At 39.5% G+C, this 26,444-nt stretch carries 22 protein-coding genes, 1 tRNA gene and 1 pseudogene; 11 read left to right on the top strand and 13 right to left on the bottom strand.

What is annotated here, in order from left to right; all coding sequences use genetic code 11:
* The first annotated feature begins 61 nt into the window (after nucleotides 1–61).
* The gene (locus ACTG7L_RS08745) at nucleotides 62–1,453 is read left to right on the top strand and encodes a DASS family sodium-coupled anion symporter (protein ID WP_439328225.1); all 1,392 of its coding nucleotides are present in this window, start codon (nucleotides 62–64) and stop codon (nucleotides 1,451–1,453) included.
* A gap of 95 nt (nucleotides 1,454–1,548) precedes the next feature.
* On the opposite strand, the gene acrB is transcribed toward ACTG7L_RS08745, so the two are convergent.
* The 5 genes from acrB to priA all read right to left on the bottom strand — a co-directional run bounded on the left by acrB (nucleotide 1,549) and on the right by priA (nucleotide 9,856).
* Nucleotides 1,549–4,638 carry a multidrug efflux RND transporter permease subunit AcrB gene (gene acrB / locus ACTG7L_RS08740; protein ID WP_439328212.1) on the bottom strand — a complete coding sequence of 1,030 codons (3,090 nt, stop codon included), beginning with the start codon at nucleotides 4,636–4,638 and terminating at the stop codon, nucleotides 1,549–1,551.
* Nucleotides 4,639–4,655: 17 nt separating this feature from the next.
* A complete protein-coding gene (locus tag ACTG7L_RS08735) occupies nucleotides 4,656–5,852 on the bottom strand; it encodes an efflux RND transporter periplasmic adaptor subunit (protein ID WP_439328211.1) in 1,197 nt (398 codons plus the stop codon).
* A gap of 26 nt (nucleotides 5,853–5,878) precedes the next feature.
* Nucleotides 5,879–6,457 (bottom strand): TetR/AcrR family transcriptional regulator, encoded by a 579-nt coding sequence (locus tag ACTG7L_RS08730; RefSeq protein ID WP_439243116.1) that lies wholly within the window; start codon nucleotides 6,455–6,457, stop codon nucleotides 5,879–5,881.
* 225 nt (nucleotides 6,458–6,682) lie between these two features.
* Nucleotides 6,683–7,561 (bottom strand): cell division protein FtsN, encoded by an 879-nt coding sequence (gene ftsN, locus ACTG7L_RS08725; RefSeq protein WP_439328210.1) that lies wholly within the window; start codon nucleotides 7,559–7,561, stop codon nucleotides 6,683–6,685.
* A 90-nt stretch (nucleotides 7,562–7,651) separates the two neighbouring features.
* Complete coding sequence (gene priA, locus ACTG7L_RS08720) at nucleotides 7,652–9,856, bottom strand: primosomal protein N' (RefSeq protein WP_439328209.1); 2,205 nt, start codon at nucleotides 9,854–9,856, stop codon at nucleotides 7,652–7,654.
* 105 nt (nucleotides 9,857–9,961) lie between these two features.
* On the opposite strand from priA, the gene ACTG7L_RS08715 reads away from it, so the two are divergent.
* Nucleotides 9,962–11,053, top strand: coding sequence for a glycosyltransferase family 9 protein (locus tag ACTG7L_RS08715; RefSeq protein WP_439328208.1), 1,092 nt, complete (start codon nucleotides 9,962–9,964; stop codon nucleotides 11,051–11,053).
* 148 nt (nucleotides 11,054–11,201) lie between these two features.
* Entirely contained in the window at nucleotides 11,202–11,414 is a 213-nt protein-coding gene (gene rpmE, locus ACTG7L_RS08710) for a 50S ribosomal protein L31 (RefSeq protein WP_386692041.1), read from the top strand.
* Between the two features lie 56 nt (nucleotides 11,415–11,470).
* On the opposite strand, the gene ACTG7L_RS08705 is transcribed toward rpmE, so the two are convergent.
* Entirely contained in the window at nucleotides 11,471–12,379 is a 909-nt protein-coding gene (locus tag ACTG7L_RS08705) for an Rpn family recombination-promoting nuclease/putative transposase (protein ID WP_439328207.1), read from the bottom strand.
* Between the two features lie 371 nt (nucleotides 12,380–12,750).
* Here ACTG7L_RS08705 and ACTG7L_RS08700 point away from each other — a divergent pair, with 371 nt between their 5' ends.
* Genes ACTG7L_RS08700 through ACTG7L_RS08690 form a run of 3 tightly spaced genes read left to right on the top strand, consistent with a single transcriptional unit; the run spans nucleotide 12,751 to nucleotide 15,411 of the window.
* Entirely contained in the window at nucleotides 12,751–13,467 is a 717-nt protein-coding gene (locus ACTG7L_RS08700) for a glycosyltransferase family 2 protein (RefSeq protein WP_439328206.1), read from the top strand.
* Nucleotides 13,467–13,841, top strand: a complete 375-nt coding sequence (locus ACTG7L_RS08695; protein ID WP_439243128.1) for an HAD-IIIC family phosphatase — start codon at nucleotides 13,467–13,469, stop codon at nucleotides 13,839–13,841. Before ACTG7L_RS08700 ends, ACTG7L_RS08695 begins: the two co-directional genes overlap by 1 nt.
* A 1-nt stretch (nucleotide 13,842) precedes the next feature.
* Entirely contained in the window at nucleotides 13,843–15,411 is a 1,569-nt protein-coding gene (locus ACTG7L_RS08690; RefSeq protein ID WP_439328205.1) for a hypothetical protein, read from the top strand.
* Nucleotides 15,412–15,427: 16 nt separating this feature from the next.
* Here the strand turns inward: ACTG7L_RS08690 and ACTG7L_RS08685 are convergent, their stop codons facing one another.
* Both ACTG7L_RS08685 and ACTG7L_RS08680 read right to left on the bottom strand, forming a co-directional pair.
* Nucleotides 15,428–16,411 carry a hypothetical protein gene (locus ACTG7L_RS08685; protein ID WP_439328204.1) on the bottom strand — a complete coding sequence of 328 codons (984 nt, stop codon included), beginning with the start codon at nucleotides 16,409–16,411 and terminating at the stop codon, nucleotides 15,428–15,430.
* Between the two features lie 16 nt (nucleotides 16,412–16,427).
* A pseudogene (locus ACTG7L_RS08680) lies at nucleotides 16,428–17,229 on the bottom strand (glycosyltransferase family 25 protein).
* 85 nt (nucleotides 17,230–17,314) lie between these two features.
* Between ACTG7L_RS08680 and ACTG7L_RS08675 the strand changes: the two are divergent.
* Nucleotides 17,315–17,995 (top strand): glycosyltransferase family 25 protein, encoded by a 681-nt coding sequence (locus ACTG7L_RS08675; protein WP_439328203.1) that lies wholly within the window; start codon nucleotides 17,315–17,317, stop codon nucleotides 17,993–17,995.
* A 38-nt stretch (nucleotides 17,996–18,033) separates the two neighbouring features.
* Nucleotides 18,034–18,900: a hypothetical protein gene (locus ACTG7L_RS08670; RefSeq protein ID WP_439328202.1), complete on the top strand. Its 867-nt coding sequence runs from the start codon at nucleotides 18,034–18,036 to the stop codon at nucleotides 18,898–18,900.
* A 46-nt stretch (nucleotides 18,901–18,946) separates the two neighbouring features.
* On the opposite strand, the gene selB is transcribed toward ACTG7L_RS08670, so the two are convergent.
* The gene (gene selB, locus ACTG7L_RS08665) at nucleotides 18,947–20,803 is read right to left on the bottom strand and encodes a selenocysteine-specific translation elongation factor (RefSeq protein ID WP_439328201.1); all 1,857 of its coding nucleotides are present in this window, start codon (nucleotides 20,801–20,803) and stop codon (nucleotides 18,947–18,949) included.
* Nucleotides 20,800–22,191, bottom strand: coding sequence for an L-seryl-tRNA(Sec) selenium transferase (gene selA, locus ACTG7L_RS08660; protein ID WP_439328200.1), 1,392 nt, complete (start codon nucleotides 22,189–22,191; stop codon nucleotides 20,800–20,802). The genes selB and selA overlap by 4 nt, the downstream gene beginning before the upstream one ends.
* Before the next feature lie 107 nt (nucleotides 22,192–22,298).
* Between selA and ACTG7L_RS08655 the strand changes: the two genes are divergently transcribed.
* Nucleotides 22,299–22,393, top strand: a tRNA-Sec gene (locus tag ACTG7L_RS08655).
* Nucleotides 22,394–22,400: 7 nt separating this feature from the next.
* Here ACTG7L_RS08655 and recX read toward each other — a convergent pair.
* The 3 genes from recX to ACTG7L_RS08640 all read right to left on the bottom strand — a co-directional run bounded on the left by recX (nucleotide 22,401) and on the right by ACTG7L_RS08640 (nucleotide 24,735).
* On the bottom strand, nucleotides 22,401–22,859 hold the full coding sequence (gene recX, locus ACTG7L_RS08650) for a recombination regulator RecX (protein WP_439328199.1): 459 nt from the start codon (nucleotides 22,857–22,859) through the stop codon (nucleotides 22,401–22,403).
* Nucleotides 22,860–22,938: 79 nt separating this feature from the next.
* Nucleotides 22,939–24,057, bottom strand: coding sequence for a recombinase RecA (recA, locus tag ACTG7L_RS08645; RefSeq protein ID WP_439243144.1), 1,119 nt, complete (start codon nucleotides 24,055–24,057; stop codon nucleotides 22,939–22,941).
* A 90-nt stretch (nucleotides 24,058–24,147) separates the two neighbouring features.
* Nucleotides 24,148–24,735, bottom strand: a complete 588-nt coding sequence (locus ACTG7L_RS08640; protein WP_439328198.1) for an anthranilate synthase component II — start codon at nucleotides 24,733–24,735, stop codon at nucleotides 24,148–24,150.
* Between the two features lie 86 nt (nucleotides 24,736–24,821).
* Between ACTG7L_RS08640 and ACTG7L_RS08635 the strand changes: the two genes are divergently transcribed.
* Together ACTG7L_RS08635 and ACTG7L_RS08630 are read left to right on the top strand one after the other, a co-directional pair.
* A complete protein-coding gene (locus ACTG7L_RS08635) occupies nucleotides 24,822–25,811 on the top strand; it encodes an aminodeoxychorismate synthase component I (protein ID WP_439328197.1) in 990 nt (329 codons plus the stop codon).
* A gap of 2 nt (nucleotides 25,812–25,813) precedes the next feature.
* Nucleotides 25,814–26,404 (top strand): aminotransferase class IV family protein, encoded by a 591-nt coding sequence (locus ACTG7L_RS08630; protein ID WP_439328224.1) that lies wholly within the window; start codon nucleotides 25,814–25,816, stop codon nucleotides 26,402–26,404.
* Nucleotides 26,405–26,444: the final 40 nt, after the last annotated feature.

Here is a 26,444-nt window from a genome sequence, read left to right as displayed (position 1 = left end):
GCTTTTTTTTAACAAGTTGCTAACGTGATATTGTTGATTGATTCAATACAAGGAGATTATGATGGAGTTCACCCCTGAGAAAAAAAGCAGCCTAAACCCGAAAGGGATTATTCTGCTGTTAGATATTGTTTTATTTTTTGTTTTATTAAATGTGTTGCCCTTTGAGCCAAAAGCGAACAAAGGGTTAGCTCTACTCGCTTTTGTGGCTATTTTATGGTTAACCGAAGCATTGCATGTGACGATTACGGCGATTATCATCCCTATTCTGGCTATCGGATTAGGCTTGGTTACCACCAAAAATGCCTTAGTGGCCTTTGCTGACCCCACCATTTTCTTGTTCTTTGGTGGGTTTGCGTTAGCCACTGCATTGCATATTCAGAAACTGGATCGCTTAATTGCTAACCGTATTATGGCCTTAGCACGAGGACGCTTATTTGTCGCCACGCTCTATCTATTTAGCGTCACCGCATTCCTGTCCATGTGGATCAGCAACACGGCCACCGCAGCCATGATGTTACCACTTGCCATGGGCGTATTAAGCCAGTTAGATCGCGAAAGAGAACATGGCACCTATATTTTCGTGTTATTAGGGATTGCATACAGTGCCAGTATCGGCGGTATGGGTACCTTGGTGGGTAGCCCACCGAATGCCATTGTGGCCTCGCAATTACATCTCACCTTTGCGGATTGGTTATGGTACGGTTTACCGATTATGATTGTGTTAATGCCATTAATGATTGGTACCCTTTATATCGTGTTTAAACCGAATTTAAACGTGCGTTTTTCTCAAACTTTTGAGCAAATTAGCATGACCAAAGATCGGGTAATTACCTTAATTATCTTTGTGGCGGTGGCACTTTGTTGGGTATTCAGTAGTTCCATTAATCCAATGTTAGCCGGTTTGCTCGGTTTAGAGGGTAAAATTGCCAGCTTTGATAGCGTGGTGGCGTTATTGGCAGCAGTATTAATCGTCATCTTCAATGTGGCCTCTTGGAAACAGATTCAAGATAACACCGAGTGGGGCGTGTTAATGCTGTTCGGCGGTGGTTTGACGTTGAGTGCGGTGTTAAAAGATTCCGGTGCGAGTAAAATCATGGCGGACGGTATCGTGTTTGCCATTCAAGGTGGACATTACTACATTATCGGTTTAGTGGTGGCAGCCTTTATTATTTTCTTAACCGAATTCACCTCCAATACCGCCAGTGCCGCCTTGTTAGTGCCAATCTTTATTTCCATTGCAGAGGCCTTAGGCATGCCACCGATTGGGTTAGCCTTAATTATCGGTCTTGGTGCCTCTTGCGCCTTTATGTTGCCAGTAGCGACACCACCAAATGCCATTGTGTTTGGTACTGGTGAAGTGAAACAAAGCGAAATGGTTCGTGTGGGGATTATTTTAAATCTCGTCTGCGTGTTTGTGATTGCAACCTTTGGTTATTTGTTCTGGTTGAGTTAATCCGCAGATTTGTCGCAGTAAAAAGGGTTTTGCCACGATTTGACAAAACCCTTTATTTTTACACCGTCAAAGTGCGGTGTTTTCTGAGGTTATTTTTAGTGATGACTTCCACCACTCACACGTGGCGCATTTTCATCAAACTCTGGTAATGGTTTGTGTTCGCTCGCAATGTAAGAGTAAATCACTGGCAAGACGAATAAGGTAAACAATGTACCAATCGCAAGGCCTGCCACGATCACAATACCCATACTGAAACGCATCACCGCACCGGCACCGCTCGCATAAAGCAACGGAATTAAACCGGCAATCATGGCTGCAGTGGTCATTAAGATTGGGCGTAAACGCTGACGGGCAGCGGTCATAATTGCGTCAATACGACTTGCGCCATGATGTAGCTGTTCTTCTAATGCCACTTCACACATTAAGATACCGTGTTTGGTGATTAAGCCCACTAAGGTAATCAAACCGACTTCAGAGTAAATGTTGAGTGTCACCCCTGTGACGCCTAATAGGCTGAGGATATTTAACACTAACAAGGCGCCACTTAAGGCTAACGGCACGGAGATCAAAATCACCGTGGCGTCACGCCAGCTTTCAAACTGGATCGCTAACACTAAGAAGATGATGACGACCGCAAGGGCAAAGGTCACACCAAGGGAGCTACCTTCTTGCACTAACTGACGAGATTCGCCTTTAAAGTCATAGGTATAACCTTTTGGTAACTCTTTCGCTGCCGCTTGTAACCAAGCCACGGCGTCCCCCACTTTGGTGGTTGGCGCAGGTACGGCACTAATCGTCGCTGCATTTAACTGACTGAATTTACCCAAGGAAACCGGTTGGGGTTCAAGGGTAAAGTTAAGCAAGCTACTTAATGGTACACTGGTACCGTCTGACGCAGACACATAATAGTTATTAAAGGCTTCTGGTGATAAACGATCATCACGTTTTACTTGTGAAATCACTTTATAGGCACGGCCGTCAATATCCACGCGCGTAATGGTGGCAGCAGATAAATAACTGCCTAAGGTGTTAGAAATCGCTGACATGCTCACGCCATAGGCACCCGCTTTTTCTTTGTCCACGGTAATGGTCATTTGCGCGGTATCGTATGTTAAGTCAACATTCATAAACACGAATAAGCCCGAATCACGCATTTTTTGCATAAATTCTTGTGAAACCTGAGCTAACTCTTTATTGTCATTTGGGGTCATTAACACGATCCCTACGCTTGCCCCTTGTTCCCCAGTGTCAATTTCAGGCATGGAGAAGTTGGTAATCGAGAGTTCTGGAATGGCTTTTGCTTTGGCATTTAACTCATTCATGACTTCCGGTTGTTTACGACTACGCTCTTTCCAATCTTTTAGCGTGGTGATAATCAAGGCTTTATTGGATGTCGGCGCCCCTGCAATCACCAACGAGAATTGGTTTTCTTCGGTTTCATTGATAATGTGTTCATATTGTTTGGCGGCTTGTTGAATATAATCCACGTTCATATTCGACGGTGCAAACGCCAAACTCATAAATGCCCCTTTATCTTCCGCTGGGGTTAATTCACTGGAAAGGGAATTTAACAAGACAGGAATCGTGCCGAAAATGATCACGGAGAATAACAAAATCGCTTTACGAGATGACATAATCAGACGTAGCAAATAACCATAAATATCGGTGACTTTATTTAGTGTACGATTAACACGTTGTTCAAAACTGCTGTGCTGATCGGTTAGCATGGCACCTGACATCATTGGTGATAGGGTTAATGCCACCACACCCGAAATAAATACCGAACCCGCAAGGGTTAAGGCAAATTCTTTAAACAATGTCCCTGTAATTCCGCCCATTAATGCCATTGGGGAATACACCGCAATTAAGGCAATGGTCATAGAAATAACTGGGGTCGCAATTTCACGTGTCCCGATAATGGCTGCACGGAATGGGGTTTCGCCTTCTTTGATATGACGGTCTACGTTTTCCAATACCACAATGGCGTCGTCCACCACCAAACCGATGGCTAAAATCATGGCAAGCAACGTCATCAAGTTAATGGAGAAACCAAAACCTTGCATTAAGAACAGCACCCCAATGATGGAAATTGGAATGGTGATAATCGGAATAATAATGGCACGGAATGAACCGATAAACGCTAAGATAACGATTAATACAATCACCACGGCTTCTAAAATAGTATGGATTACGTCATTAATCGAGCTGTTAATGGCAACCGTGCGGTCATAAAGAATATTAGATGTAATACTATCCGGCATTTGTGCTTTAATCTGCTCATAGACAGGATAAAGATCATTCGCCACGTCTAATGGGTTAGCGTCCGAGGTCGGTTCAATCCCGATAACCACCGATTCACGACCATTTGCACTGGAACGAGTATCATCACTTTCTTTATTTAATTCAACAGTCGCCACATCACGCAAACGCACAAGGTCGGTGCCGTCTGTATCAATAATTAAATTACTTAATTGCTCAATGGTGGTGGTGGTGGTTTCGACTTTATTTTTATAAATATTGTAGTAACCGTTTGAGCTACCTGCGGCGGTTTGTACGTTGTTGGCCGCTAACGCACTCATGACTTGCGGTGCTGACAGATTTTGCGAGGCCATTTTTTGTGGATCAAGCCAAATACGCATGGCATATTCTGCCCCACCGTAAATATTGACTTTCGCTACCCCTTGCACCGTAAACAACTGCGGTTTTACCACACGTTGAAGATAGTCGGTCACTTGGCTTGAATCGAGTTTATCCGATAAAAAACCAATATACATTAACCCTGAACCCCCAGTTGATGAGGTAATGGATGGGTCCTCAATATCGCTTGGTAATTCTGAACGTACAGAGTTCACTTTCGCCAGTACGTCTGCTAATGCCGCACTTGAATCGGTATTTAACTTCATTTTCACCGTAATCTGAGATGAACTCGGGCTACTGATGGAAGATAAATAGTCAATATTATCCGCTTGGGCAATGGCCTCTTCCAGTTTGGAGGTCACGAACGCCTGAATCAAATTAGCATCCGCCCCTGGGTAAGTGGTGCTTACCGTGATCACCGTGGTGGTCATTTTAGGATATTCACGCACAGGTAATTTCGCAATAGATTGCAAACCGAGAATCACGATCAGCAAACTAATTGAAATCGCCAAAATCGGGCGTTTAATAAAAATATCAGTAAATTTCATTCATTTACACCCTTAAATTATAAATTGGTTTTATCGGCTGGTTGTTCTGTACCCACACCGGCTTTATCCTTAACAACCACTAAACTGCCGTTGCTAATACGTTGGAAACCAGCGGTAACAACTTTATCACCAATGTTTAAATCACCGGGGTTAATATGGGCATAAATGCCTTGGCGATCTAAGGTTTTCACGGTGACTTGTTTCACACGATAGGTATTGTCTAATGTCGGGCTATCGGCTAATTTTTGTTTATCTTCATCACTTAAAGGTTGCAACACATAAGCAAATTCACCGTACATATTGTAGCTCACCGCCACTTGTGGAATCACCACTTGGTTGTATTTTGTCGGCATGGCAATATTTAAGCGAGTAAACATACCAGAAAGTAATTTGTGACCGTCAGTTGGTTCAAAGGTCGCTTGCACATCCACTAAGCCAGTAGAGGAACTGATACCGGCATCAATGGCTGTGACACGTGCGGCAAAGGTTTCACCTAAACGTGCGTCTGCGGTAGCGGTGACTTTTTGACCCACTTTAATGTTTTCTAACAGTTTTTGTGATAGGGCAAAATCCACTTTCATGGATGAGGTATCTTCTACACGCACAATCTCGGTAGCCACGGTGATATATTGTCCTTCATTGACTTTCACAATCCCCAATTTACCCGCAAAAGGCGCCACGATTTTACGACGTTCAACGGCGGCTTTTAATGAGTTGATGGTGGCCACCACTTGATCATAGCTGGCTTTCGCATTATCAAATTCCGTTTGCGAAACAGATTGGGTTTTTAATAAGTTAGCATAACGTTGATAAGTTAAACGAAGTGCCGGTAATTGTGCCTCGGTAGCACGTAATGTCGCCACTTCCACATCATTATCTAACTCAACCAACACATCCCCTTTATTCACTGTTTGGCCTGATTGGACGAGAATACGTTTCACGGTGCCAGAGGCCTCTGCACTTAACATTGCCCCTTGATTCGGACGAACAAGACCGGTTGAGGTAATCACTGGCGTCCATTCTTTAGCCGTAATATCCATGGCGGTCACAGGATTGACTGATTCCGGCATATTGGCAATAGCATTGGCAATCATTTTGTTTTTAAACATATTCATACCAATTACACCGATAAAAATAATGACCGCCACGAGCAAACCCACTTTCAATAAGAAAGCATGGCTACGTTTTGGCTTATTTGTTTGAATTTGGGTCATAAAAAACTCCGTAAATAACTAACTAATTAAATTTCTTTTTGAATAGAACGCCACGTTCTTTCAATAATAATGTCTAACATCGCATTAGACGGCAGCGGCTTGGCACGAAACTCTTGCGCCCGATAAGCCAATTTCACAGCACTTTCCAAACCGAGAGAAAACAAAATATCCGCAGGTAAGTCACATAATACATTCGCTTGTTGCGCCTTTGCACAAAAGCTCGCCCAACAACTTTGTGATTCCATTTCTTGACAGATTTCATGAAATCTTGGGAGGGATTTATATTGATGTAAATTGGCCACCACCATAGGATTTTCCAATAAATGGTGCCAAATATTTTTCCACATTTGTCGGTACTGTGCGAAAAATGACAAACTGTTGTCGACATTTTTTTCCAGTTCCGAGCGAAAGGTAGAAAATACTTTCCGAGCAAATTGTTCGAGTAATTCTTCTTTACTTTTAAAATAAATATAAATAGTACCCGCAGAAATTTTGGCTTCTTTCGCAATCTTGTGCATCGACAGATTAGGCAATCCTTGATCTGCCATCAGTCGTTCGGTAGCCGCAAAAATTTGCTCTACCATATCCAGTTCTGAATTTTGCATAAAAAACCAACTAATTTAACGAAAAAAACAAGCAAATCAGTAAAATAACTCGGCTTACTGATTTGCCTTATCTGCCCCATTCAGCAAAATGAACACCGCAATGAACATCATGATGAATGAACGTTCGTTCATTTTAATGGTTTTTAAAATTTACGCAAGAAAAAAGTGCGGTAAAAATTCCAAGATTTTTCACCGCACTTCGCCATCTCACGTTTTTCTAAAAAATTACATCCCAATCACCACGCAACCCGCAATAGAACTGGCCTGTTGTTGTACCGATACGGTAGCCGGACGATCACCAATCGGCCCCACCACCACACGGTTCCATTTACCGCTTTCGGTAATCCGTGCATTCAAGCCTGCCATGGCTAAACGGGCTTGTAAACTTTCTGCTTTTGCACGGTCATTAAAGGCGCCGCATTGTAGACCAAATTTACCCGTATTTTTAGGCGTTTCGGTTTTCTTAGTTTCCGCTTTTTTGGCGGCCTCTGCTTTGGCTTGTTCGGCCTTTTTCTGCTCGGCTTTACGTTGTTCGGTGGCTTTTTTCTCAGCCGCTTTACGCTCTTGTTCCGCTTTTAATGCACTGTCATTGGTTTCCGATGGCGCTGTCGCATTTGTCGCTGTCACCCCAGCGGGTTTCGCATCCACGACTTTTGCTGGTGCTGCCGCCGTGGTTGTGGTATTCGCCGTGGTACTATTTGCTGTGGTCGCATCAACTGATGCAGCTTTCGCACTTTCCGCTTGTTTCAGTTTATCCAATGCGGCAAGGCGGGCTTGCTCGGCCTCTTGTTGGCGTTTCAATTCCGCTTTTTGGCTTTCACTTAACTCGACTTGCTGATTATTGGTAATAGAACGACTTTCCAATTCTTTAATATAAGAAAAGGTTTCCTCAATACGGCTTGGTAACTGGCTTTTATGTTTTTCTTCTTGACTCGCTGACGGAGTTTGCTGAACCACTGGCTCTGGTGCTTTTTCTTTGAGTAAATAAAGCGCTGCCCCGAATGCCAACACAATGCCAATGGCAAGGGTTAACAATAAGGATTTATTGACTCCTGATTTTTTCTTTTTTGAACCGCTACGTGCGGCGTAATCACGCTGTGCCACAATATAATATTCCGATAATAGGTTGATTGATAAGTAATAATGATGAATAATCGCTAATTTTACTCAATTATTGCGCATTTGGCTAGCAGATTAGGACAGATCTTGTGGATCCACGTCTAAATTTAACCGCACTTGCCCCGATTTTTCAACAGGCACTGCATAAAAATCCCGTAGCGCTTGCTGTAATACACTACGCTGCGGGTGTTGCAACAGCAACTGCCAACGATATTGATCCGCTTTTTTCGCAAAAGGTGCCGGCATGGCGCCGAGGATCTGTAACTGCGGTTGATTTTTGGCCTGTTTCCATTGCAAGAAATAATCAGCGATTTGTTGTAAACAACGCTCTGCCTCGGCACGTTGGCGACTTTGTGCCTTAAATAAGGCTTGTGAACTAAAGGGCGGCAAGCCCATCATTTTGCGGGTTTGCAAGGCCTCTTGCGCAAAAGCCGGATAGCCTTGTTGCAATAAGCATTGTAATAACGGGTGTTCAGGATAATGGGTTTGTAATACCACTTCGCCTTGTTTTTCTGCCCGTCCCGCACGCCCCGCCACTTGAATATAAAGCTGTGCCAACCGTTCTTCTGCGCGAAAATCCACCGAAAACAGCCCACTGTCCACATTGATTAACGCCACCAAGGTCACATTCGGAAAATGATGGCCTTTCGCCAGCATTTGTGTGCCAATTAAAATCTGGCTTTTCCCTTGTTGAATATCGTTTAAATGGCTTTCCAATTTGCCTTTGCGCGCCGTGCTGTCTCGATCAATTCGAGTAATGCCATATTGTGGAAAACGTTCTTGCAACGTCTGTTCTAACTGCTCCGTGCCTTGCCCTGTGGTGACCAAATTGGTTGAACCACAATGGGCACATTGCCGTGGAATGGGGCGTTGTGAGGCACAATGATGACAACGCATAGCACGCTGATGTTGATGATAGGTTAACGGCTTGTCGCAATGTTGGCATTCCGCCATCCAACCGCATTCATGGCATAACAAAACAGGAGCAAAGCCACGGCGATTTAAAAACAGCAATACCTGATTGCCTTTTTGTAAATGCTCGTCCATTTTCTTCAATAAGCTAATGGATAACCCATTGATGACATTCTGTCTTTTTAAATCAATGGCCTGACTCTGCACCATGCTCGCATTTCCCGCCCGCTTGGATAACAATAAATGTTGGTATTTACCCACAAGGGCATTTTGTACCGTTTCTAAACTCGGCGTCGCACTGCCCATCAATACTGGAATGCCTAACTGTTTTGCATACACCACCGCCAAATCTCGAGCGTGGTAGCGCCAACCGTCTTGTTGTTTGAAAGAGCTGTCATGTTCTTCATCTAAAATAATCAGCCCTAACGCAGCAAATTGCGTGAACAACGCCGATCTCGTGCCAATAATCACCGCACTTTGCCCCATTTTCGCCCGTTGCCACACATTCAATCGCTGTGTATCGTTTAAGTTGGAATGCAAAACGTCAATTTCCACATTAAAACGAGATTGAAACCGTTGCACCGTTTGTGGAGTCAAGCCAATTTCAGGTACTAACACTAAAACTTGCTTACCTTTTTTCAGGGTTTCTTCGATCAGTTGTAAATAAATTTCCGTTTTGCCCGAACCTGTCACCCCGTCTAACAAAAACGCCCCAAACCCTTGCTGAAACATCACCTGAGTAAAGGCTAACGCCTGTTGCTTATTTAAGGTTAAGCGATTTTCCGCTTTTGCCACAGGCAAATCACCTAAGGTTTGTTGCCACGTTTTTATCTCAACAAGTTGCTCAATTTCTTCAACAAATTGCTTTTCTTTTAAGGCTGACCAAATGGCTGAACTAAAATCATTATTGCTTTTTTCTAAAAGTGACACTGTCAAGGCTTGCAATGCCTCTTGCTGTTTTTTAGCGCGTGTCAATACGCAAGATTGCAAGGCTTGCTCACCAAGTGCGGTGATTTTCCACAAAATTTTCGATTTTTGCACCGCACTTTCACCGTCCCGCAATTTCACTGGTAACGCCGAAAATAACACTTCACCAAGCGGCGCATGATAATAATTTGCCGCCCAATGCAATAATTTCCATGATTGCTCGCTAAAAATAGATTGTTCATCAAGTACTTCGATTACTTGTTTGAGTTGTTCTGGTGGCAAATCCGACGTTTCGGGCAGTTCTACCACAACGCCCACTAATTTTCGTGCGCCAAAAGGCACCAGCACACGCATGCCGATTTGAATGTTTACCTTTTGTGGTAAAAGGTAATCAAAACAACGCATAAGCGGAACATTTAAAGCGACACGAACAATTTGCATTTATTTTTCTCTGTGGAATAAAATTGATCGGTATTATAGCGGAAAATTTTAAGATATAATCAGCTCAGTTTTTATTTTTTAGAACGATTTTATGAGAATAATTTTATGAGCCTATTTAAAAAATTATTAGTGGCGTTATTACCGAATAGACAAGACAAGACAAGACAAGACAAGACAAATGAAACATTTCAGCCTAGGCATGTCAACTCTATTTTATTCCGCCCTTTAGGTTATGCACTAGGTGATGCCGTAGTGCATACTGCCCATCTAAAACAACTTAAGTCCGCTTTTCCACAAGCCAAAATTGGTGTATTGGTTAGCCCAACTAATCAAGCAATTTTTGCCCATTGCCCTGTTGTCGACCAATTGATCCCACGAAAATTAAGGAATTATTTGAAACAACGTAAACAATGGGATTTATTATTGGATTTTGAAAATAATTTCAATTCATCCTCTTTATTTGCCGATTTGCTGCTCAAGCCAAAATGGATTTGGATCTTTCGCAAATATAATAAAAAGCACTATAATCTCAATAACATAAAAAATTATGACTACCATTCACCGCAAGCAGATAATTCGCCGTTAAGCCATTATTTAAACCATTCTTTCCTCGCTGAAATCGTGGATTTACCCGCACCTTGCAGTGACATTCAGATTCCCGAAAAAACACCTGAAAATATTACCGCACTTTGGCCAGCACACAAAATACGTCTATTGCTTTGCCCTCAAGGAAGTAAACGCCAGATCCCACCACAAGAACTTGCGACTTTTTTACGGAAAGCAATATCTGAGGATCTATGCAAAAAAGTACAATGCCTACTAAGCTACACCGCCACCGCCAATGAATATGCACAAACATTGTGTCAAGCTGCCCCAGAAATAGCCATACAATGCTCCCCAAAAACGAGCTTAACCGAATTTTTCAGTTTGATAGCGAGTAGTGATTTCGTCATTGCGGTAGACGGAGGATCACTCCATTTAGCTTGTGCCTTCAACAAACCGTTAATTAGTTTTTTCGCCAACTGTGAACCTAATTTAGGACAGTGGACGCCATTGATCAATCCCAATCTTGCGATCCCTCATTATCGTATCCTTACTAAAGAAAAAATCGCCCACTCAAATAATACCAAAGATTTTGATATGGAAGATGGAATTCATTGGTTTAAGACATATTTGCACAAAATCTCCCTTGAATAATTCCTTTTTTTCGGTATAATTTGTCATCTTTTTCGTGCTTTCAGAATTTGAATCAAAAATTCGAAAGCGTATTATTAATCACATGTGGTGTTTGAATATTCAATTCGGATAGTTCTTATAGCGACATGGCTTCAATTTGAGGTTTTCTATGAAACAAGGTATTCACCCAGAATATAAAGAAGTGACTGCAACCTGTTCTTGCGGTAACGTAATCAAAACTCGCTCAACTGTGGGCAAAGATTTAAACTTAGACGTTTGTGGCAACTGCCACCCATTCTACACTGGTAAACAACGTGTTGTTGACACGGGTGGTCGTGTAGAACGTTTCAACAAACGTTTCAGTATTCCTGGTACAAAATAATCTGTTTTTGGATTCTATTTGATAAAACTAACCCCAGTGAAAACTGGGGTTTTGTTTTACAGGCTACAAAGTTTTTTAATTTCATCAATGGGTAAATCAACTGATTTTGAAATAATCTCTAAACTCAATCCAAGATTAAGCATATTTAACGCATTTTTTCTTTGCGTTTCTTGTATTCCTTTTTGAATACCTTTCTCTATACCCTTTTCTATCCCTTTCTCTATACCTTTTTGCATACCTTCGGTTTCCCAATATTCACGTACGGCATACTCGTCCCATTTGCGTTTTAAACTGACATCGTACATCTGTTTTTCCCCTTTGTTTAAGTTGCTGTACTCGGCAATTTGAAATAGTTTCTGGAAAACAGGCTTTTTCAAAAACGTAGGCAATTTATCCAATCTTGCCATATTTTTCAATACAAATAACCATTTGTCCAAATCACTTTCCAGTACTGTTTCAGGCTTATTGAAATTCAGTAATTCAATGTAGATAAAAGCTAGTCTATCATAAAATTTTTGCCCTGTCTTTTGATCAAAAAGGCAAATATCATGTAGATATTCTTTACTGTCAGAAAAGTGAAAACCGTCCATAATGGCGATGACATAAACTTCAGTAATCGCATAATTCCAACCATGTACACCACCTTTAGGGGCTTGATCGCTGATGAGTTTGCTGCCGTAATAAATGGTACGTTCTTTAAAATAATTTTGCTTACTGCGTTGTACCTCAATAATAAATTGCGAGTCGTCCTCACTTGTACAAGTGAGATCAAAAATCACCAACCCTTGTTCGGCAGTATCGCCCTGTTGTTCATTTTTATTATAAGTAAGATCTTTGATCACTTTTTTGCCTTGAAAAAGTTCATTGAGAAAGTCTATAAGTAAATCCTTATTCACATCTGTGCCAAAGACTCTTTTGAATCCATAGTCGGTGGTTAGATCAATATAGCGAGAAGGTGTTTTCATTGTTTTTCCTTAGTTTGTAGCCAATAATTTTCACTAAGGTCTTAACATCAGTAAAATATAAATTTCGGGCTATTTTTGTGATCTTGATTCCAAAATGAATAAAAATTTGACGCTAGTAGCGCATATGGCTAAGACTATCCAATTAACAAAAAACTCTGACACTTCAATCTAAACAACTTACCGGCTGCCCAACATTTAGAGGGATTAAATCAAGTGATATCGCATGATTTACCAAATTAATAATGATATACTAGAGGTTCACTTTTTACATCAAAGGTAAACGCAGTAGCGCGGAAGTTTATCGTCAACTAGGTCATTTGGTTTAAGACATATTATGCAATAATACAAACATTAAACATCAGGATCCTTATATGATTTGTATCACTATGGCTGGACTCAGCAGTCGATTTATTAAAGCGGGCTATCCGCTCCCTAAATATGCCTTACCCTTACAAAATAGAACGGTATTTGAATGGGCGGTAAGCTCTTTTTCGCATTATTTTCATTATGAACCTTTTCTTTTTGTGATTCGCCCAGATGATTTTGCGTACTCTTTTGTACTAGAAAAAGTTCAGAAATTGGGCATTGTTGATTACCATATTATTCGCCTTAATCAAGATACCAAAGGGCAAGCAGAGACGGCTTATTTGGCATTACAACAATATCATGATGATTTTCCCTTGACGATTTTTAATATTGATACCATTAGATATGACTATATAAAACCTGATTTTATTAATGATTGCGATGGCTATTTAGAAGTGTTTGAGGGTGAAGGTACTCATTGGTCTTTTGTGCAACCAGATCAAAATCAAAATGTGATTAGAACTACGGAAAAAGACAGAATTTCCAATTTATGTAGTGACGGATTGTATTTCTTTAAAAGCCAAAAAGTCTTCTGCCAACTATTTGAGAAAGCCTTGAAAAATGATTTACAAGTTAAAGGTGAATTTTATATTGCACCATTGTACAATCTACTTATTCAACAAGGTAAAACGGTTAAATACCAAACTATTAAACCGCATGAAATTGATTTTTGTGGCGTACCTGATGAATATGAACAATTAATAAAATTGAAAGGTCAATAATGAAACGATTAATTTTAGATCTTGATAATACGATTACCAAAACAACCCACGGTGATTATGCCAATGCCGTTCCTGTGGACGGAATTATTGAAAAAATTATGGCATATAAAGCCCAAGGTTTTGAGATTGTGATTAGCTCCAGTCGCAACATGCGAACCTATGAAAACAACCTAGGTAAAATTAATATCCATACCTTACCTGTCATTATTGAATGGTTAAATAAACATCAGGTTCCTTTTGATGAAATTTATGTGGGCAAACCTTGGTGTGGTTTTGATGGATTTTATGTAGATGATCGTGCTATTCGCCCCGATGAATTTATCAACTTAAGCTATGATGAAATTAGAAACATAACCCAAATGGACAAAGAATAAGATGATTGTCATTAACTCTGCAGATTATGTGGTTTCCGAATTTAAAAATGAGTTTGGTAACATTCCACCTGTATTTCTCCCGATTGGAAACAAAAAGCTACTCACTTATCAAATTGAAAATTTAAGAAAAAATTTTCCTGATGATAACCATATTGTCTTATCCTTACCACAAGATTATCAGCTAAATATTGATGAAACCAATTTAATTAAACAATTATCTATTGATGTGATATTGGTTCCAAATAATATTAGCTTAGGCATGGCAATGCTTTATGTGCTTAATTCACTATTAACTACAATTAATCTTGTAAAACCACTCAGAGTTTTACATGGTGATACCCTATTAACCATGATGCCAACTAAGCATGATTGTATCGGTCTCGCTTTTGCACGAGATGAATACACTTGGGAGATTGAAAAAAATCAAGATAACGCCGTATGGTGTGGTTATTTCTCTTTTGCATATATCTATGACTTTATCAAATTCCTTTCTGCCACACAGGGAAATTTCACCAAATCTGTTCACTTATATGCGGACGAATATGATGTTGAGCGTATTATAGTGGATAATTGGTATGATTTAGGACATATCAATACTTACTTTAATTCAAGAACCGCCATCACAACACAAAGAGCATTTAATAATTTAGCGATTAACAATGGTGTGGTTTGGAAATCAGGTTCTCCACAAATTAAAATAGAGGCAGAATCCAGTTGGTTTAAAAATATTCCAAATCAACTTAAACGTTTTATTCCCCAGCTAATTCAATCAGGTTATGATGAGCAAGGGCGTTATTTTTATGAAACAGAATATCTTTCTTATATTCCCTTAAATGAAATTTTTGTGCATGGCAAAAATGCCCCTGTTTTTTGGGATAATATCTTAAATATGATTTCATTTTATATGAGAGAATCAAGAGAATGTATTAATCAACTAGATGATACGCTGTTAGAAAAAATCCAGCAAGATTCTATTCATATTTTTGCCAATAAAACCTACAACCGATTATCTGAATATGCTCAACAAACTGACATCAATTTTGAACAATCGGTTATTTATAATGGTGTAACCTTGCCTTGCGTATTAGATATTGCTAAAGAATGTGTTGATTACACACTCAATCTACCTATTATCCCAGCGGTTTTACATGGTGATCTTTGTTTTAGTAATATTTTATTTGATTCACGTAGTAATACAATTAAGGTAATTGATCCTAGAGGATTAAATTACCAACAGGAACTCACCATTTATGGTAACCAAATATATGATTTAGCCAAACTAGCTCATTCTTTTATTGGATTATACGATTTTATTATTGCTGATTCGTTCATTTTTGAGAACACTAAACAATCTGGAATTAAATTATCATTTAACTTGGATGAAAGACTAAAAAGTATACAACAAATTTTTATGGATAAAGAAATTATCCCTAATATCAATAATAAAATAGTTATTCCACCAACCATATTATTATTTTTATCCATGATTCCATTGCATTTTGATAAACCAGATAGACAAAAAGCCATGTTGGCCAATGCGTTAAGATTATATTATGATTGGTCAAGATAATTTACAGTTTTATATATTATACTAAATTTATAATAAAAAATATCAGAAACAATATTAATAATACACTATATGCCTTATATATTTTTTTGTATTTTTTTGTTTTCATTTTCTGCTTATTTAATTCATTACTTAATCCTATATAATTACAATAATAACCCGCAGGGTATTTACTTGAATCCATCATTATTATTTCAGATTCTTTTCTTATTAATTTATAATCTAAAATATAATATCGTAGGTTAATCCCTTGCAATAATGCTGTTTCCTTGAATGAATTTTCAGGGTGTACATTATAGCCTTTGAAAATATTAGGATACTCTAAATAACATTTTTCAAAAACAGATAGAGATTTAAATAATTTATTCATTGTATTTGGTTTTGCTAAAAGAATAATATCTATACCTATGAAACCCACTTCAAATCTTCTATTATAGATACTAATATTAGGGTAACCACAAAAACTAATCACACTATTTTCAGAGTATTTAAATTCATTCTCATATAGAGAAATATCAAATAATTCGCCTAGCAATACATCAGGTCTAATAAATAATATGTAATCATATTCTATATTATATTCAGACTCAAAGTTTTTTCTGAGTTCATTTACAGATACCATACTATACAACATATATTTCATAGCGTTTAAGCTTACTGCATAACAAGGATTAGGATAAGTTTCATTGAAGCTATTATTTGAATTGTAAGTCCCTTCAATTTTGAACATATTTTGAGTTTCAATACAAACAACTTTAGGTGAATATAATGCTAAAATCTTATTATATAATTTATTGTCTTTGGATTTTTCAATCTTATATTGTCTTACAATATCTGATGATAATTCAATATTATTCATTTTATCCCAAGAGTGATCTAATACATCCCATGTATGTATAAAAATATCGCAATCATATTTAGATAATAACATTTCATTCAACCTATCAAAACATTTTTCAAATGTTCTCATATGTCCAAATAACTGTACTGCAATTTTCATCATTTTATACCTTTTTAAATTATAAGAATTTAGTTACGTATTTTTCTCTTTCTTTCTCTAATTTTCTAGCTCTGTGTTTTTCAAAGGGTCTAACAATTTCTCGCATTACTTTTTCTAACAATGTTCTTTTTATTTTAACCCGATGACTATCTCTAACCAATTTTCTTTCTAATTCAATTTGACTAAATAACAGACTATCTTCGTTATTATATTGCATTTCTTGCACACAAAGTGCGGGAGATAGTTGATAAATTTTTAATGGTAAAAAATGCCTAAACATCAGTTCATCAATAGCATCAAGTTTATCCGCTGGTAATGATTTTATTATTTCTAATAGAAATTTAGCCGTACTTTGAGTGATCAAATAACCTGCTGTACCCAAATGTACTTCACTAAGCAACTTAAATTCTCGTTGTTGATAATTTGCAATGGTAGTGGAATGAGTTTTAGCTGGTATTAAAAAAGTTTCAAATCGTAAAATAAATGAACTATCCAATGAAAATCGCTCCCATAGCCATTGATCTTGACATAAAAATGCTTTCACCTAATAAAATATCATCTTCAAAAATACTGATAAAAGGTAAATTCTCATCAATACATTTTTTCCATAAACTTAAATGACTGAGAAAGCATCCTTTTTCTCCATTAGCTAATTTAGATTGATGAATATTGGACAATAAGGCTCTGATATCTTCCCGTTGAAAATCATTTGATGTAACCGCATCACAAAACTGAAATGGAATCGCTTGTTTACCAAATTCGTTGCAAATATGCTCTCGGCGTTGGGCAGCAGTTTTTAGACTGATGATGTAGTTATTCATGAGTTAAGGATTGTATTGGAAATATAATCTAACTGGATTATAATACAAACCGTTATCCAATAAAAGTTGTTTTGAGAAACAGAATATGAACCCTTGTACTCCTCCCATTTTTGTCATCAGTCTTAAACACTCACCTCGCCGAGAAGTCATTACACAGCGTTTTAATGCTTTAAATATTCCTTTTCAATTTGTTGATGCGGTTTATGGTAAAGACCTCAATGAAGAGCAACTTGCACAAGTTGATTATGAATTTTACCCTAAAAAGTATCGAGCGAAAAAACCGCTGACCATTGGTGAAATCGGTTGTGCAATGAGCCATATTAAGTTTTATGAATATATGGTTAAGCAACAGATTGAACAAGCTATTATTTTTGAAGATGATATTATCATTCATCACGATTTTAAAAGGATTATTTCAGATGTGTTGAAAAAAGTGCCCGCAAGACGAGAAATTATCTTTTTAGATCATAATAAAACGAGATATTGGCCTTGTAAGCGTAAAATATTTAGAACTTATAAATTAGTACGCTACCGCACCCCATTCAAAACTTCTAGACGTGTCATTACCATGACAGATGCCTACTTAATTACGCTCAATGGAGCAAGAAAATTATTGGATAAAGCGTATCCAATTAGAATGCCATCAGATTATCTAACTGGATTACTACAATTAAACAAACTGAATGCTTACGGCGTTGAACCACCATGTATTTTTAGAGAAGTCGCTGAATCAGAAATTGATCAACTTGAAGATAGATACAATTAAATTCTCCACAAAAAATTAAACGAGCATGGAACATAACAATGAATTTAACCTTACTCACTTTCGGTGAACGGCTCGAAAACCATTATCAAGCCTGTTTTGCCATTTTAACTTTTTTGCGAGATCCGCAGATTGAAAAAGTGATTGTCATCACCGATCGCCCAGATTTTTACCGTATTTTTGGTGATCGTATTGAATTTATTGAAATTGACCAAACCACCTTACAGCAATGGCAAGGAAAATATCAGTTCTTTTGGCGTGTAAAAATTAAGGCGCTGCAAACGGTTCAAGCCCAATATCCCACTCAACATTTGCTCTATGTGGATAGCGATACGTTTTTAGCCTCATCATTAACCGCAATGCAACGCCAGCTTAATCAAGGGCAGACATTTATGCACTTGAAAGAAGGCGCATTAGGTGATAAATCTCGCCGAACTTGGCAAAAAATGCACCGCACTTTGAAGGGAAAAAACGTTGCGAATATTAAAATCACCTCTGATACTGCGATGTGGAATGCGGGAGTAATTGCTTTACCCGCAGAAAAGGCTCAAGCCATCCTTGCACTTGCGATAGGATTCTGTGACGAAATTTGTAGTACAAATTGTGAACGTAGATTAGTGGAACAATTTTCTTTTTCTGTGGCGTTAAATCAGCATCAACCTTTACAGCCTTGCAATACAATTATCGGACATTATTGGGGCAATAAAACCGAATGGAATCAAATGATAGCCGATTTCTTTGTGAATGCCCAATTAAAAAACTTGTCGCTACAAGATTGTCTTACATTGCTAGCAGAAAAAGACTGGCGAGCCTTACCCTTAGGCAAAAAGCAACGGAATACTAATACTAAATTGAAGAATATCATTGATCGGCTTTTTCCAGATAAGCATATTCATTATTTTAAATAAACGCCTTGACTTGGCCGAACTGAGGCCAAGCGACATAACGCTTGGCCTACTCAAACAGCTCCCCATCACGCAATACATGCACATTGCCCTTGCGTCGTAATAAGCCGCAGCGATCAAAATATTCGATCAGTTGCACCGTCAATTTTCGCCCAAATTGCAATTCATCTCGCAACTGATTAACGGAAATATCCCCTTGTTTCTCAATGCTATTTTTAATAATCTTAGCATGACGATACAAGGTTTCAGTGAGGAAAAAACGATCTTTAACGATGGGGGTCAAATAGCCTAATTTGCCCGCCTTATACAAAAAATTCCGCATCAACGTTTCATCCAACGATAATTGATTAGCGATGTCACGCACCCATAATGGCTGCCCATTTTGAACAACAAATTCCGCAAGAACCTGTTTCCATAACGCTTGTTCTTGTGGGGTAAACTCAATTTTATGTTCAGGTAAATGTAACCAACCACGGCTTTGTTGTAATCTGCCTTGGGCTAAGAGCGTATCTATAAAATGATAAATCAATTTTTCAGGTTGATTCAGGGCGACCATTCGGTATAAACGCGCTTTGCCTAAACCCACTTGATCAGGGTGTTGCTGGTGGTAATTCGACAGCGCGGTGAGAATTTGCTGATTTTTTTCCGCCTGATAAGTGGTACTAAAACACCAATCTTGAAAACGCACTGCGTGATTTTGCGTTAAGATATCCGTCAATGCCGACGCATTAAGCTGTTCTTGCCACAACAACGCTTTCACATCTACCGCTTTTTCCTGTAAATACAAGGCAATGCGTGCTGTGGCATTCTCGGCTTGTTGTAAATTTCGCAAAAATGCCAATCGCACTTCGCTACGTTTATGGCGTTTCGGAGAATGAATTTCCAACACCTCTGCACCCGCAATCAACTGTTTATTATCCCCACTGCGTAAAATTAACTTGTCGGCAAAACACAAAAATAGCGGTTTATCCAAGAGGATTTCAGCGTAAGCAGACTGCTGTGCAGATAAAGTTTTGGTGGTTAATAAGGATAATTTTCCCAAGCTATGGTTGGTGGCATGATAAACATGTACCGCTTGATTTTCCAACAAAGGAATTTCCGCATTGAGCATCACAGTCAGCCGATCTGTGGGCAATGGAGGCGCTTGCTCAAACAACCAATCGCCCCGTTGAATCGCCTCTCGATCTAACGAGGAATGCAGATTTAAGGCTAATCGCTGCCCAGCTACGCCTTGTGTTGTGGGTTGGTTTTGTGCGTGAATATTTTTTATGCGAACTTTTTCACCTTGAGATAAAAACAATTCATCATCCACATTCACAACGCCACTTAATGCGGTGCCCGTAACCACTGTGCCTGCCCCTTTAATGCTAAAAACACGGTCAATGGCATAACGGAAAGGTTTATTGGGAGCGGCTAAATTGGGAAGTGCGGTTAAAAATTCGCGTAATTCGCTAATGCCTTGTTGCGTGGTGGCGGAAGTAACAAAAATTGGGCTGCCCTGTAAAAACGCATAATCTGCTGTCATTTGTTGGATTAATTCATCGATTTGCGTTGAACTCGCTCGATCCGCCTTGGTGATAACTAACAGGATTTCCTCTAATTGTAATTGACGTAAAATGGCTAAATGTTCCACCGTTTGCGCTTGAATCCCCTCATCTGCGGCCACCATCAACATGGCATAATGAATGCCCCCCAACCCCGCCAACATATTGGCAAGAAATTTTTCATGCCCTGGCACATCAATAAAACCCAGAATCTTGTCGCCAACTGGCAAATAGGCATAACCCAGATCGATAGTCATACCCCGTTTTTTTTCTTCCGGTAAATGGGCGGTATGGGTGCCCGTTAAGGCCTGCAATAAAGCGGTTTTGCCATGGTCAACGTGGCCAGAGGTGACAATAATCATAGGCGAGGCAGCCCCCCTAAAGTGACGAGAAATTGTTCAAGATTCGCTAAAGAACGCATATCTAACCAAATTTTATCTTGTTCCACTCGGGTAATCACTGGAACGGAAAGCTGTTTCAAAGCCTGTAAAAGTGCGGTTAATTTTCCGCTAATTTGGCTTGAAATGGTTACCGCTACCGACGGAATTGTCGCTAATGGTTGCGAACCACTGCCTATTTGAGCCGAACTGGATTCGATTTGCATCGAAAAACTCGCAAGTTGCTGAGATAACTGCTGTTTCACTTTTTCGGCTTTTTCAGTTAATTGTGTCATAGATTGGGTGAGTAAATGCAAGGTTGGCAAGGTTTCAGTTAATTTTTCTGGCTGCAAATACAAACGCAATGTTGCCTCTAAACCGGCCAAGATCACTTTGTCACAACGCAATGCACGTTTAAGCGGGTGAGCTTGTAGTTGGTCAATTAAGGCTTTTTTGCCCACGATAATGCCCGCTTGCACGCCCCCGAGTAATTTATCTCCTGAAAATGAAATTAAATCCACCCCTTGCGCTAATTTTTCTTGTACGGTCGGCTCTTTCGGTAAGCCATATTGGCTTAAATCAATTAATGCTCCACTGCCCAGATCGCTGATCACAGGAATGTGAAATTCTGCCCCCAATTCGGCTAATTGTTGCTCGTCGACAGCATGCGTAAAACCACAAATTTGGTAATTACTGCTGTGAACTTTCATCAAAAAGGCGGTATTTTCGTTAATTGCGTGGCGATAATCTTTTAAATGGGTACGATTGGTGGTACCCACTTCCACTAATTGACAACCCGCTTGTGCCATAATATCTGGAATGCGGAATGCGCCACCGATTTCAATTAATTCCCCCCGAGAAATAATCACTTCCTTGCCTTTTGCAAAGGTCGCTAGCATTAATAATACGGCCGCCGCATTATTATTCACCACACAAGCTGCCTCGGCACCCGTCAGTTGAGTGATCAATTCACTGATATAATGATCTCGATGGCTCCGTTGACCCGCCTCTAAATCATATTCTAGTGCCACATTGCCAGACATCGCATTGACTGCAGCTTGCTGCGCCGTATTTGACCACAAGGCTCGGCCTAAATTGGTGTGTAAAATTGTGCCGGTCAAATTATGCACGGATTGGATTTGCACTTGGCTTTGTTGAATAAGTTGTTGCTCAATTTCGCTGATTGTGCGGGCAAGATCCTGAAAATAGTCAGGAAGTTGCTGCGTTTGTTTGATTTGCTCTCGTGCTTGTTGCAACTGTTGGCGACAAACATTTGCCACGGCAGTATGGCCAAATTGTGCCACAAGATTTTCCCCTTGTGGGGTTTTGAGTAACTTATCGACGGCGGGTAATTGTTGAAAAAGTGCGGTCATTTTACACCCTGTTTTATCTGCTGTTGGCTAAGGAATACGGTTATTATACAACAATTTTATCCCAGACTTGAATTAAAAGGGGAATTACGTTAAAGTGGCTACCCGTTGGAAGGTCGTCATTTCTGGTGAAGTGGCAGGACTTCAAATCCTGTTAGGGCTGCCAGCAGTCCTGGGTGGGTTCGACTCCCATGACCTTCCGCCAATTTTGCTTATTCGTTGAAATCCATCCCCGAACCAAGATAATCCACAAATTCTTCCGCATAAAATCCATGGGAAAGCATATAACGCCAAATTTTCTGTTTTGTTTTGATATCTAATTTATCTTGATAATGTGGAAATTTTCGGCTTAACACGTCCAATGCCATCGCAGACCAATCTATTTCGCTTTGTTCCAGCACGACTTGAATTACTTCTGAACTAACGCCTTTTAGTTGGCGTAATTCTTGTTTAATTCGATTGACACCAAAACCACGGTTAGCACGATAATTCAGGTAATTTTCCGCAAAACGTTGATCACTTTGCCAATTTCGTTGTTGGCAATGAGTAAGGGCTTGATCAATATCCTCTTCACTAAAGGCTTTTTCCTGCATTTTACAGCGCACTTCATATTCACTGTAATCACGGCGAGCCAGTAGATTAATCAGATAATTTAAGGCAAGAGATGACATGAGGCGATCCTTATGGGAAAAAGTGCGGTCTTTCTCACCGCACTTTTAAGCGTGTTAAACAATTAACCGATTTTTTAGGTTAAAAATCGACATCATTTGTTTCATCCACGACCTCATCATTTTGATCTTTGTCATCCTCATTTGGCAACAAGGCTTGTTCAGGATTTTCTGATAAGGCTTTTCTGATTTTTGCTTCTAATTGTGCAGTGGCTTCAGGGTTTGCCTCTAACCATTTAATCGCATTTGCCTTACCTTGGCCAATTTTTTCACCCTCATAGGAATACCAAGCGCCCGATTTATTGACTAATTTTTGTTTCACGCCGAGTTCAATTAATTCGCCATTTTTCGAGATCCCTGCGCCATAGAGAATTTGGAATTCTGCTTGACGGAACGGTGCAGCCAATTTGTTTTTCACCACTTTCACACGGGTATCATTACCAATAATTTCATCCCCGTCTTTTACTGCGCCAATACGGCGAATATCTAAACGCACGGAAGAATAGAATTTTAACGCATTACCGCCGGTGGTGGTTTCTGGGTTACCAAACATCACACCAATTTTCATTCTAATTTGGTTGATAAACACCACTAAACAGTTGGAATTTTTAATTTGCCCCGTGAGCTTACGCAAGGCTTGTGACATCAAACGTGCTTGTAAACCCACATGGGAATCCCCCATGTCACCCTCAATTTCCGCTTTCGGGGTTAAAGCAGCCACAGAGTCCACAATAATCACATCAATCGCCCCTGAACGCACTAAGGCATCACAGATTTCTAAGGCTTGTTCACCGTTATCAGGTTGAGAAATAAAGAGTTCTTTCACATCAACGCCCAATTTGGCCGCATAAATCGGATCTAAAGCATGCTCCGCGTCAATAAATGCACAGACTTTGCCCGCTTTTTGGGCTTGGGCAATCACAGACAGGGTTAATGTGGTTTTACCCGAAGATTCAGGGCCGTAGATTTCCACAATCCGCCCCATTGGCAAACCACCTATTCCCAAGGCCACATCTAAGCCAATGGAGCCAGTAGAAATAGATTCAATATCAAGGGTTTGTGAATCCCCTAATTTCATAATAGAGCCTTTACCAAATTGTTTTTCAATTTGACCCAGTGCCGCCGCAAGGGCTTTGGCTTTGTCCTCTTTAGAAGAATTTTCTTTTGCGGTGGGTTTTGCTTTTTTGTCGTCTTTTGCCATGGTGTTAACCTTAATAGTTGTTAAGCTGTAAATTTGAGCATATATTATCTGTTCTTAAAAACAGTATCAAGTGTTTTTTTGATCTTTTTATCAAAAATGTGATCTGGATTCCAAATTGAGAAAATTTTTCAGTACCGACAGACCCTGTTCCGACATATAGGACTCGGGATGAAATTGCACACCAAAAATCGGCCACTGACGATGTTGGATGGCCATAATAATCTCATCATCACAGGTTGCAATACAGGCCAATTCCGTGGGAAAATCGGTATGAGAAACCGCCCAAGAATGATATAAGCCAATGTGAAATTGCTCAGGCAACCCTTGAAATAAGGCAGATTCAGACCGTACTTTTAACAGCCGTTTTTGGCCATGTCGTACCTCTGGTAAATTAAACAAGGTCGCGCCGAAAAACTGGCAAATCGTTTGATGACCAAGACACACGCCTAAAATGGCTTTAGTTTGATAAAAAGTGGCTAATATTTCAAAGAGTTGAGGATAGGCTTGTGGCACATCGGGGCCAGGGGAAAGCAAAATATGACTAAAACGATCGAGCGCCTGAATGTTCACGTTTTCCACATTGATTACCTCAAAATCCACAGCTAAACGGCGGACTAAGTCCACTAAATTGTAGGTAAAAGAATCGTGGTTATTAATAATGGCGAGTGCGGTCATCATCTCAGTTCGGTAAAATAAAAACCTTGCCATTATAAATGATTCGGCTAAACTTGAGCATATTTATTTTTCCATTGAAGTGATAGTTTATGCCATTTAACGCTTTTGTTGCACAAGCTAATGATTTTGGCAAACAACGCCAACCTTTTTTCTTTCTGATTGATTTTGAACAGAAAAAACCGCTTATTTGGCCACTGGATCAAATTGAAAAAGCACCATTATATTTTGAGATTACAGGCAAAACGAATTATCACGATAAATTGAATAGAAAAGTGCGGTCAAAAACGCCGTTACATTTCACCGCATTTTCGCTCGATCCACAGCGCTATCAACAAGGCTTTGAGCAGGTTCAACAAGCACTACAACAGGGCAATTCTTATTTACTGAACTTGACCTATCCAACTGAAATACAAACGAATTTTTCTTTACTCGACTTTTTCGAGCAAAGCCAAGCCCGTTATAAATTGTATTATCCGCCTCATTTTGTGTGTTTTTCGCCAGAATGTTTCATCAAAATCAAGCAAAATCAAATCTTTACCTATCCTATGAAAGGCACTATTGATGCGAATTTGCCGAATGCAGAACAACAATTATTGCAATCTGAAAAAGAACAAGCGGAACATTATACGATTGTCGATTTAATGCGAAACGATCTGGCCACCGTAGCGCAACAGATTGAAGTGCGGCGTTTTCGTTATGTCGAACGGATTGAAACCGAAAAGGGGGCGATTTTACAGACAAGTTCGGAGATCATCGGCAATTTGAGAGAAAACTGGCAAGAAAATATTGGCACTATATTAGCCCAGTTATTGCCTGCGGGATCCATTAGTGGTGCGCCCAAAGAAAAAACCGTGGAAATTATTCAACAAGCCGAGGGGCAAGAACGAGGTTATTATACGGGTGTATTTGGCATTTTTGACGGAGAAAGCGTCGACAGTGCGGTCGCTATTCGTTTTATTGAGCAATGTGATGGCAAGCTGTATTTTCGTAGTGGTGGTGGCATTACAAGAAAAAGTCAGCTCGATCAAGAGTATAACGAATTATTACAAAAAATTTATGTGCCGTTAGGGAAAACATGATGATGAATTTTCCATTATTTGAGACCCTTTGCATTGAACAGGGAAAAATCAAAAACAGCCTATATCATCAACAACGCTATGAAACCTCATTACGACAGTTTTATGGGGAAAGTGCGGTGAAAATTCACGATCTTTACGACATTATCGAAAAAAACATGAAAAATCACACCGTACTTCACCACCCGATTCTACGTTGTCGTCTTGCCTATAATCAAGCGGACTATCATATTGAATTGTTTCCTTATCAACGCAGAACATATCAAACATTTCGACCCGTGATTTGCAATGACATTGATTACCGCTTGAAATATCAAGATCGGCACATGCTCAACAAATTGCTCGCTCAAAAAGGTGAGGCAGATGAAATTATAATTATTAAACAAGGTAAAGTAACGGATTGCAGCATTGGCAATTTAATTTTTCGTCAAGGCGAACAATGGTTCACCCCTGATAGCCCGTTATTAAAAGGGACGCAACGAGCCTGTTTATTACAACAAGGCATAGTACAAGAAATCCCTATTTTTGCCGAAGATATCCCTAAATTTGACGAAATTCGCCTTATTAATGCGATGAATGGATTACCCTCACCCTAGCCCTCTCCCAAAGGGAGAGGGGATTGTATAAGGAATAAAT

The sequence above is a fragment of the Lonepinella sp. BR2357 genome, assembly GCF_051851525.1.
Taxonomy (GTDB): Bacteria; Pseudomonadota; Gammaproteobacteria; order Enterobacterales; family Pasteurellaceae; genus Lonepinella.
Note: the sequence above shows the minus strand (reverse complement) of the source record. Positions and strands in the feature narration are given on the sequence as shown.

Excerpts from the sequence above, each read along its gene's own strand:
- ACTG7L_RS08685 (WP_439328204.1), bottom strand. The coding sequence starts at position 16,411 with ATGATGAAAATTGCAGTACAGTTATTTGGACATATGAGAACATTTGAA.
- rpmE (WP_386692041.1), top strand. The coding sequence starts at position 11,202 with ATGAAACAAGGTATTCACCCAGAATATAAAGAAGTGACTGCAACCTGT.
- ACTG7L_RS08745 (WP_439328225.1), top strand. The coding sequence starts at position 62 with ATGGAGTTCACCCCTGAGAAAAAAAGCAGCCTAAACCCGAAAGGGATT.
- ACTG7L_RS08735 (WP_439328211.1), bottom strand. The coding sequence starts at position 5,852 with ATGACCCAAATTCAAACAAATAAGCCAAAACGTAGCCATGCTTTCTTA.
- acrB (WP_439328212.1), bottom strand. The coding sequence starts at position 4,638 with ATGAAATTTACTGATATTTTTATTAAACGCCCGATTTTGGCGATTTCA.
- selB (WP_439328201.1), bottom strand. The coding sequence starts at position 20,803 with ATGATTATTGTCACCTCTGGCCACGTTGACCATGGCAAAACCGCTTTA.
- ACTG7L_RS08670 (WP_439328202.1), top strand. The coding sequence starts at position 18,034 with ATGAATTTAACCTTACTCACTTTCGGTGAACGGCTCGAAAACCATTAT.
- selA (WP_439328200.1), bottom strand. The coding sequence starts at position 22,191 with ATGACCGCACTTTTTCAACAATTACCCGCCGTCGATAAGTTACTCAAA.
- ACTG7L_RS08715 (WP_439328208.1), top strand. The coding sequence starts at position 9,962 with ATGAGCCTATTTAAAAAATTATTAGTGGCGTTATTACCGAATAGACAA.
- ACTG7L_RS08695 (WP_439243128.1), top strand. The coding sequence starts at position 13,467 with ATGAAACGATTAATTTTAGATCTTGATAATACGATTACCAAAACAACC.
- ACTG7L_RS08700 (WP_439328206.1), top strand. The coding sequence starts at position 12,751 with ATGATTTGTATCACTATGGCTGGACTCAGCAGTCGATTTATTAAAGCG.
- priA (WP_439328209.1), bottom strand. The coding sequence starts at position 9,856 with ATGCAAATTGTTCGTGTCGCTTTAAATGTTCCGCTTATGCGTTGTTTT.
- ACTG7L_RS08690 (WP_439328205.1), top strand. The coding sequence starts at position 13,843 with ATGATTGTCATTAACTCTGCAGATTATGTGGTTTCCGAATTTAAAAAT.
- ACTG7L_RS08705 (WP_439328207.1), bottom strand. The coding sequence starts at position 12,379 with ATGAAAACACCTTCTCGCTATATTGATCTAACCACCGACTATGGATTC.
- ACTG7L_RS08635 (WP_439328197.1), top strand. The coding sequence starts at position 24,822 with ATGCCATTTAACGCTTTTGTTGCACAAGCTAATGATTTTGGCAAACAA.
- recX (WP_439328199.1), bottom strand. The coding sequence starts at position 22,859 with ATGTCATCTCTTGCCTTAAATTATCTGATTAATCTACTGGCTCGCCGT.
- ACTG7L_RS08675 (WP_439328203.1), top strand. The coding sequence starts at position 17,315 with ATGAACCCTTGTACTCCTCCCATTTTTGTCATCAGTCTTAAACACTCA.
- ACTG7L_RS08630 (WP_439328224.1), top strand. The coding sequence starts at position 25,814 with ATGAATTTTCCATTATTTGAGACCCTTTGCATTGAACAGGGAAAAATC.
- recA (WP_439243144.1), bottom strand. The coding sequence starts at position 24,057 with ATGGCAAAAGACGACAAAAAAGCAAAACCCACCGCAAAAGAAAATTCT.
- ACTG7L_RS08730 (WP_439243116.1), bottom strand. The coding sequence starts at position 6,457 with ATGCAAAATTCAGAACTGGATATGGTAGAGCAAATTTTTGCGGCTACC.
- ACTG7L_RS08640 (WP_439328198.1), bottom strand. The coding sequence starts at position 24,735 with ATGATGACCGCACTCGCCATTATTAATAACCACGATTCTTTTACCTAC.